5 protein-coding genes and 1 pseudogene are annotated in these 6912 nt (G+C 74.6%); all 6 read right to left on the bottom strand.

Annotation, left to right across the window (positions count from 1 at the left end; genetic code table 11):
- Positions 1–344, bottom strand: a pseudogene (locus tag G5C65_RS28065) (hypothetical protein); the annotation flags it as partial.
- An 80-nt stretch (positions 345–424) separates the two neighbouring features.
- Positions 425–1378: a 23S rRNA (guanosine(2251)-2'-O)-methyltransferase RlmB gene (gene rlmB / locus G5C65_RS28070; RefSeq protein WP_165301820.1), complete on the bottom strand. Its 954-nt coding sequence runs from the start codon at positions 1376–1378 to the stop codon at positions 425–427.
- A 180-nt stretch (positions 1379–1558) separates the two neighbouring features.
- Positions 1559–2965: a cysteine--tRNA ligase gene (gene cysS, locus G5C65_RS28075; RefSeq protein ID WP_165301821.1), complete on the bottom strand. Its 1407-nt coding sequence runs from the start codon at positions 2963–2965 to the stop codon at positions 1559–1561.
- A gap of 141 nt (positions 2966–3106) precedes the next feature.
- The gene (locus G5C65_RS28080; protein ID WP_165301822.1) at positions 3107–3508 is read right to left on the bottom strand and encodes a TIGR03618 family F420-dependent PPOX class oxidoreductase; all 402 of its coding nucleotides are present in this window, start codon (positions 3506–3508) and stop codon (positions 3107–3109) included.
- Positions 3509–3692: 184 nt separating this feature from the next.
- Positions 3693–5429, bottom strand: a complete 1737-nt coding sequence (locus G5C65_RS28085; RefSeq protein WP_338146706.1) for an ABC transporter permease subunit — start codon at positions 5427–5429, stop codon at positions 3693–3695.
- A complete protein-coding gene (locus G5C65_RS28090; RefSeq protein WP_165301824.1) occupies positions 5426–6901 on the bottom strand; it encodes an ABC transporter substrate-binding protein in 1476 nt (491 codons plus the stop codon). Before G5C65_RS28090 ends, G5C65_RS28085 begins: the two co-directional genes overlap by 4 nt.
- Between the last annotated feature and the right edge of the window lie 11 nt (positions 6902–6912).

Consider the following 6912-nt stretch of genomic DNA (forward strand, 5'->3'; position numbering starts at 1 on the left):
CCCGCGGCCCCCGCGCCTGCACCCGCGCCCGCCGCCGCGCCCACACCCGCGCTCGCGCCCGCGGCGGCACCGGCCGGCGCACCGGCGCGCGCCGCCGGCGCGGCCACGGTGGGCATCGGCTCGGTGTCCTCCCCGAACCGGGAGCGCGCGGCGGCGGAAGCGGGCGCGGACCCGGAAGCGGGCGCCGTGGCAGAGCCGAGGCGCACCCGGAAGCTCGCGTGATTGACGACCACTTCAGCGGGGTCGGACGGGACCTTGACGGTGCTCAGCACCGGCTCGTCGTCGAAGAAACCGCGCGGGCCCGCGGCGCCAGCATCGCGGGGTGTTCTGGTGTCCACACTCATCTAACCGAGTGATGGACGTTTAGGACACTGCCTTGACCGGGCCGATCTGTCCGAGACCCGTCAAGATCACCGAGTGGTGGTCAGGCGCGTCGGCGGGACGCCTCGTAGAGCACGACGCCGGCGGCGACGCCCGCGTTCAGCGACTCGGCGCCGCCCGGCATCGGGATCCGCGCCCGGAGGTCGCACGTCTCGCCCACCAGCCGCGACAGGCCCTTGCCCTCGCTGCCGACGACGACCACCAGCGGGCCGTCCAGCGCGGCCACGTCCTGCAGTTCGACATCGCCGTCCGCCGCGAGGCCGACCACGGTGAGGCCCGCCTTCTGGTACGCCTCCAGCGCACGCGTGAGATTGGTGGCGCGCGCCACCGGCGTACGCGCCGCCGCGCCCGCCGACGTCTTCCACGCCCCGGCCGTCATCCCGGTGGCCCGCCGCTCCGGCACCACCACGCCGTGCCCGCCGAAGGCGGCGACGGAGCGGACGACGGCGCCCAGGTTGCGCGGGTCGGTCACACCGTCGAGGGCGACGATCAGCGGGTCCTCGCCCTCGTCGAAGGCGGCGGCCACCAGGTCGTCCGGGTGCGCGTACTCGTAGGGCGGGATCTGGAGGACGACGCCCTGGTGGTTGAGGCCGTTCGTCATCCGGTCCAGCTCCGGGCGCGGGGCCTCCACCAGGTGGACGCCGCCCCGTTCGCCCGCGAACCGTACGGCCTCGCGCACCCGGTCGTCGTTGTCGATGAACTGCTGCACATACAGCGCGTTGGCCGGGACGCCCTCACGCAGCGCCTCCACCACCGAGTTGCGGCCCACGACCAGCTCCGACGAGCCCTTCGCACCGCCCTTGCGCTGCTGCTGCCGTCCGTGTGCGCGGCGGGCCTTGGCCTGCGCCGCACGCTGCTTTGCGTGGCCCTTGCGCATCTCGGCGGGCGGGGTCGGGCCCTTGCCCTCCAAGCCGCGGCGCCGCTGGCCGCCGCTGCCGACCTGCGCGCCCTTCTTCTTGGACACACGCCGGTTCGGTGGCTGGCTGTTCCCGGCCATGCTGGTTACCTGCTGCTTTCCTGCGAGTCTCGGTGCACGCCAGTGCACGCCACGGGTGACGGAACGGCGTACGGCTGTCTGTCCGTGCGGCTGTCAACGGTACTGCGGCGGCGCCGGCCCTGCGCCGCTTCGGGCTCTGCACCCCTTCGGGCCCTGCGCCCCTTCGGGCTCTGCGCCGCCTCAGGCCCTGCGGTCCAGTTCCCAGCGCGGGCCCGCGGGAGTGTCCTCGATGCTCAGCCCTGCCTGCTGCAACTGGTCACGGATGGCGTCGGCGGTCGCGTAGTCCTTGCGGGCGCGGGCCGCCTGCCGCTGCTCCAGCAGCAGGGGGACGAGGGCGTCCACCACACCGTGCAGACCGTCGCCCTGCGGCCCGGAGGCAGAGCCGCTCCAGTGCTCGTCCAGCGGGTCCAGGCCCAGCACGCCGAGCATCGCCCGCACCTCAGCCACCGCGCCGGACACGGCGGCCTTGTCCGCCTCGCCCAGCGCCGCGTTGCCGCGCCGCACCGTCTGGTGCACCACGGCGAGGGCCTGCGGCACCGCGAAGTCGTCGTCCATGGCCTCCCCGAACGCGGCCGGGACGTCCGGTGCGGGCGCGGTGTCCCCGACCAGGCCGACGGCGCGCTGCAGGAACCCCTCGATCCGGCCGAACGCCGCCTCCGCCTCGGACAGCGACTCCGGGCCGTACTCGATGGTGGAGCGGTAGTGCGGACCGGCCAGGTAGTAGCGCAGCACGATGGGGCGCCAGCGCTTCACCATCTCGCTGACGAGCACCGAGTTGCCGAGCGACTTGCTCATCTTCTCGCCGCTCATGGTCACCCAGGCGTTGTGCACCCAGGAGGCGGCGAAGCTGTCGCCGAACGCCTTGGACTGCGCGATCTCGTTCTCGTGGTGCGGGAAGACGAGGTCGACGCCGCCGCCGTGGATGTCGAACGCGGCGCCCAGGTACTTGTGGGCCATCGCCGAGCACTCCAGGTGCCAGCCGGGCCTGCCGGGGCCCCACGGCGTCTCCCAGGCCGGCTCGCCCGGACGTGCGGCCTTCCACATCGCGAAGTCCCGGGGGTCGCGCTTGCCGGTCTCGCCCTCGCCCTCGGGCTGCAGCAGGTTGTCCAGCTCCTGGTTGGACAGCGCGAGGTAGTCCGGGTACGAGCGGACGTCGAAGTAGACGTTGCCGTCCGCCGCGTAGGCGTGCCCCCGGTCGATCAGGGCGCGCATCATCTCGACCATCTCCGGGATGTGGCCGGTGGCGCGCGGCTCGTAGCTGGGCGGCAGGCAGCCGAGGGCCTCGTACGCCGCGTTGAACGCGCGCTCGTTCTCGTATCCGATCGCCCACCAGGGGCGGCCCTGTTCGCCGGACTTCGTGATGATCTTGTCGTCGATGTCGGTGACGTTCCGTACGAACGTCACCTGGTAGCCGCGGTGGGTGAACCAGCGGCGCATGATGTCGAAGTTCAGCCCGGAGCGGACGTGCCCGATGTGCGGCGGGGCCTGCACGGTCGCGCCACACAGGTAGATCGAGACGCAGCCCGGCACGAGGGGGCTGAAGTCGCGGATCTGCCGGGCGCTGGTGTCGTACAGGCGAAGAGTCACGGACTCAAGGGTAGACGCAGGGCACGGCCGACCACGCCGCACACCCGGGAAGCCGGGAGCCGCTCCGGCGGCCCCTGCGCGGCCAGCGACGAGCGGCGAGGGGCGGCCGGCCCCGCCCCGGCACGATCCGCCGGATGCGTCCTAGACGCGGCCCACGACCTTGCGGACGCTGATCCGGACCACGACGCGCTCGGCGTCCTCGCCCGCCCGCGGGTTCCACTCGGCGTAGGACATGCCGGCGTACTTCCGGGCCAGCTCGTCGATCAGCTCCTGGCCGCCCTCGGTGGTCATCGTCGCGGTGCCGCGCAGCTCCGCGTACGTGTACGGCGCATCGGCCGGATGGACCAGCACGGTCACCCTCGGGTCCCGCCGGAGGTTGCGCTCCTTGCGGCGTCCCACGGTGGTGGAGATCAGCACCTCGTCGCCGTCCCGCTTCACCCAGACGGGAGACACCTGCGGACTGCCGTCCGGCTGGATGGTGGCCATGGCCACGAAGACCTTGCCGTCGAGGACCTGCTTCAGCTCGTCAGGGAGCACTGCCACGGGATCGATCCTTCCTCACGCCTGTTCCGGGACGGACATCCGTTCCGGGACGGACATCCGTCCCACGTCCAACGTACTGTCACGCCCCGGTGTTCCCCGTGTGCACCACGTGACGCATGTCTGCGGTGTACGTGCTGTGTGGTGTCCGTGCCCCCGCTGCGGCGACGTGCGCCCGGTCGGCCGTTCAGCGTGCGGTGCGGGCGCGCGGGCGGAGGGCCGCCAGCAGGACGGCCAGGACGCCCACGCAGGCGAGGGCCGCGGCGGGGGCGAGAACGGCCCAGGGGGCGCGCTCCGCGTACGGCATGTTCTCGGAGAGCATCCGGCCCCACTCCGGCGCGGGCGGCCCGGCGCCCAGGCCCAGGAAGCCGAGGGAGGCGAGGGCCAGGGCGAGGGCCGGGATCCGCAGCACCGCGTGCCGTACCACCGGCGGCAGCACGCCCGGCAGCACATGGTGGCGCAGCAGGTGCCACCGTCCGGCGCCGAGCGCGACGGCGCCCTCCAGATGGGCGGCGGCGCGCTCCTCCTCGTAGAGCCCGGCGGTGTGTGCCGCCAGCGGCGCCCAGGCGACGACCGCGACGGCCGCCGCGGCGCCGAGCTGCCCCGGGCCCGCGATGCCCGCGACGATCAGTCCGGCGATCACCGGGGGCAGCGCGTTGGCGACCTCGCGCAGGCCCTCCGTCCAGCGGGTGAGGACGCCGACGGCGACCCCGGCCGCGAGCGTGACGGCGGCGACGCCGACCGCCGCGAGGGCCGTACGGGCGGCGCCGTGGCCGAGGCGGGCGAGCACGTCGCGGCCCAGCGCGTCGGTGCCCAGGGGGTGCGCGCCGCTGGGCCCGGCGAGCCGCGCCGCCGCGTCGACGGCGAGCGGGTCGCGCAGCAGCCCGGCCACCACGACGGCGGCCAGCGCGGTGCCCAGTACGGCGGCGGTCCAGCCGATGGCGCGCGCGGGGCGCGCGGGGCGGGGGCGTACGAGCGCGGGCAGCGCGCCGGCGTCCAGGGCCGGTCCGAGCAGTGCCCGGCGCGCCGCGCGTACGGCGGCGCCCACCGCGAGCCCCAGCACGAGCAGCAGCAGGACGCACGCCTGCAGGACGGGCAGGTCCTGGGCGAGGGCGGCGCTCAGCGCGGTGCCGCCGAGCCCCGGAACAGCGAACAGCGTCTCCACGGCGACCGCCCCGCCGGTCAGCCCGACCACGACGAAGCCGAACTGCTCAAGCAGCGGCGGCAGGACGCGGCGCAGCGCGTACCCCGCGATACGGGCGGGACGGAGGCCGGAGGCGACGCAGGTGGCGACCCACCGTTCGGCGAAGGCGCCGGGCAGCGCGTCGTCCAGCAGCCGCCCCAGCAGCGCGCCGGCGGGGATGCCCATGGCGAGCGCCGGGAGGACGAGCTGCTGTGCGCTGCCCCAGCCGAGCGCGGGGAACCAGCCGAGCTGGACGGCGAAGACCGTCGCGAACACCGCGGCGAGCAGGAACTCGGGCAGCGCGGCGAGCGCCGCGGCGACGGCCCCCGCGCGCGGCCTTTCGTACGCGGCGCCGCGCTGCCGCGCGCCCGCGCGGAGCGTACGGAGACTGAGCGCGGCGGCGAGCAGCACGGCCACCGCGAGCGAGGCGCCCATCAGGGACAGCGAGGTGCCCAGTGCGGACAGGACGTCCGGGCGGACGGGCTGCCCGGACACCCAGGAGGTGCCCAGGTCGCCGCGCGCCAGATCGCCCGCCCAGCGGCCGAGCAGCCGCACCGGCCCCTCGTCCAGTCCGGTCTCGGCGCGGATGTCCGCCAGGGCCGACGCGGTGGGCGCGCGGTCGGCGTACCGGGCGTGCAGGATCGTGCGGGCCGGGTCGGTGCGGGTCAGCCACGGCAGCAGCCCGACGACGAGCAGCACGCCGGCCGCGCTGACGGCGCGGCCGAACAGGCGCGCGCTCACCCTCGGCGGGTGTCGGGCGTGACGAGGGTGCGCTCCATCGGGTCGAGGGAGACGCCCTTCACGTCCTGGGCGACGCCCTGGATGAACCGCTCGTGCAGCAGCGGCACCAGTGCGTCGGTACGCAGCACCCGCTCCTCGGCGGCCATTTCGGCACGGTGCCGCTTCGCGGTGCCGTCCGCCCGTGCGGCCTTCCGCACGGCGCTGTCGACGTCCTTGTCGCACAGCTGCGAGATGTTGAAGGTGCCCTTGCAGGTGAAGTCGGACTGGAGGTAGGAAAGCGGGTCGCCGGTGTCCAGCAGGGTGTTGCGCGGAAGGATGAACGCGTCGAACTTGCCCGCCAGCGCGTCGGCCTCCAACTGCGCGTAGTCGCGCACCACCTGCTTCACCGTGAAGCCCGCCTTCTTGAACTGCTGCTGCACGGTGGAGGCCACCTCCGGCAGCTCGGGCCGGTTGGTGTACGTGGCGAGGGTGAGCGTCTTCGTCTTCCGCACGTCCGCCTCCGGCGCGGGCTCGGCGCGCCCGGTGACCCGCACGCGGTCCTTGGCCGCCCAGCGGACGCCGGGCCCGAGCAGGCCGCGCGGGGTGTCGGCGTGGCCCTCGTAGACGCCCTTGACGAGCGCCTTGGTGTCGAGTGCCGCGCGGGCGGCGGCCCGCATCGGAGGGGCGGCGAAGACGCCCCGTCCGGTGTTCAGATAGAGGCTGTTGGTGCGCGCGGTGGGCACCTCGTGGATCTGGCCCTTGTCGAGCACGGACGCCTGGGAGACGGGCACCGACTCGGCGATGTCCGTCTGGCCGCTGCGCAGCGCGTTGGCCCGCGAGGTGCCGTTGGAGACGAACTTCACGTCGATCCCGGGGGCCTTGGCCTTGCCGCCCCAGTAGCGGTCGTTGCGGTCCAGAGCGGCGCTCGTCGTTCCGTTGACCTCGGTGAGGGTGAACGCGCCCGTGGCGTGGCCCGCGGGGTCCACCTTGCCGCCCTTCCGGTACGCGGCGGCGGAGAAGACGGACAGCGCGGGGTTGGCCAGCCGCTGCGGCAGCAGCGGGTCCGGCTCGCTGCTGGTGACCCGGACGGTGCGGGCGCCGCGGGCCTCCGCCTTGAGGGTGGCCGCGTCGCTCAGGACGCGCGGTTCGGGCTTGGCCTCGGTCGCCTTGCCGATCGCGTGGGCGACGGCCTTCGCGGTGACGCGGCCGCCGTCCTGGAAGCGGGCCTCGCGCAGCGTGAACGTCCAGGTGCGGTCGCCGTCGGACGGCTTCCAGGAGCTGGCGAGCGCGGGCTCGGGGGAGCCGGACTCGTCCAGCGCCGTCAGTCCCTCGATGACGGAGAGGCGGCTGAGGAGGACGGCGTCGTCTCCGTACGGGCTCATGGCCTGGGCGGGCGGGAAGGCCATCGCGACCCGCAGCCGTCCGCCGCTGGAGCCGCCTGAGCCCTCGCCGCCTCCGCACGCGGTGAGCGTCAGCGCACCGGTCGCGAGCAGTGCGCCGGCGG

The organism is Streptomyces boncukensis (assembly GCF_011045075.1).
Lineage (GTDB): Bacteria > Actinomycetota > Actinomycetes > Streptomycetales > Streptomycetaceae > Streptomyces > Streptomyces boncukensis.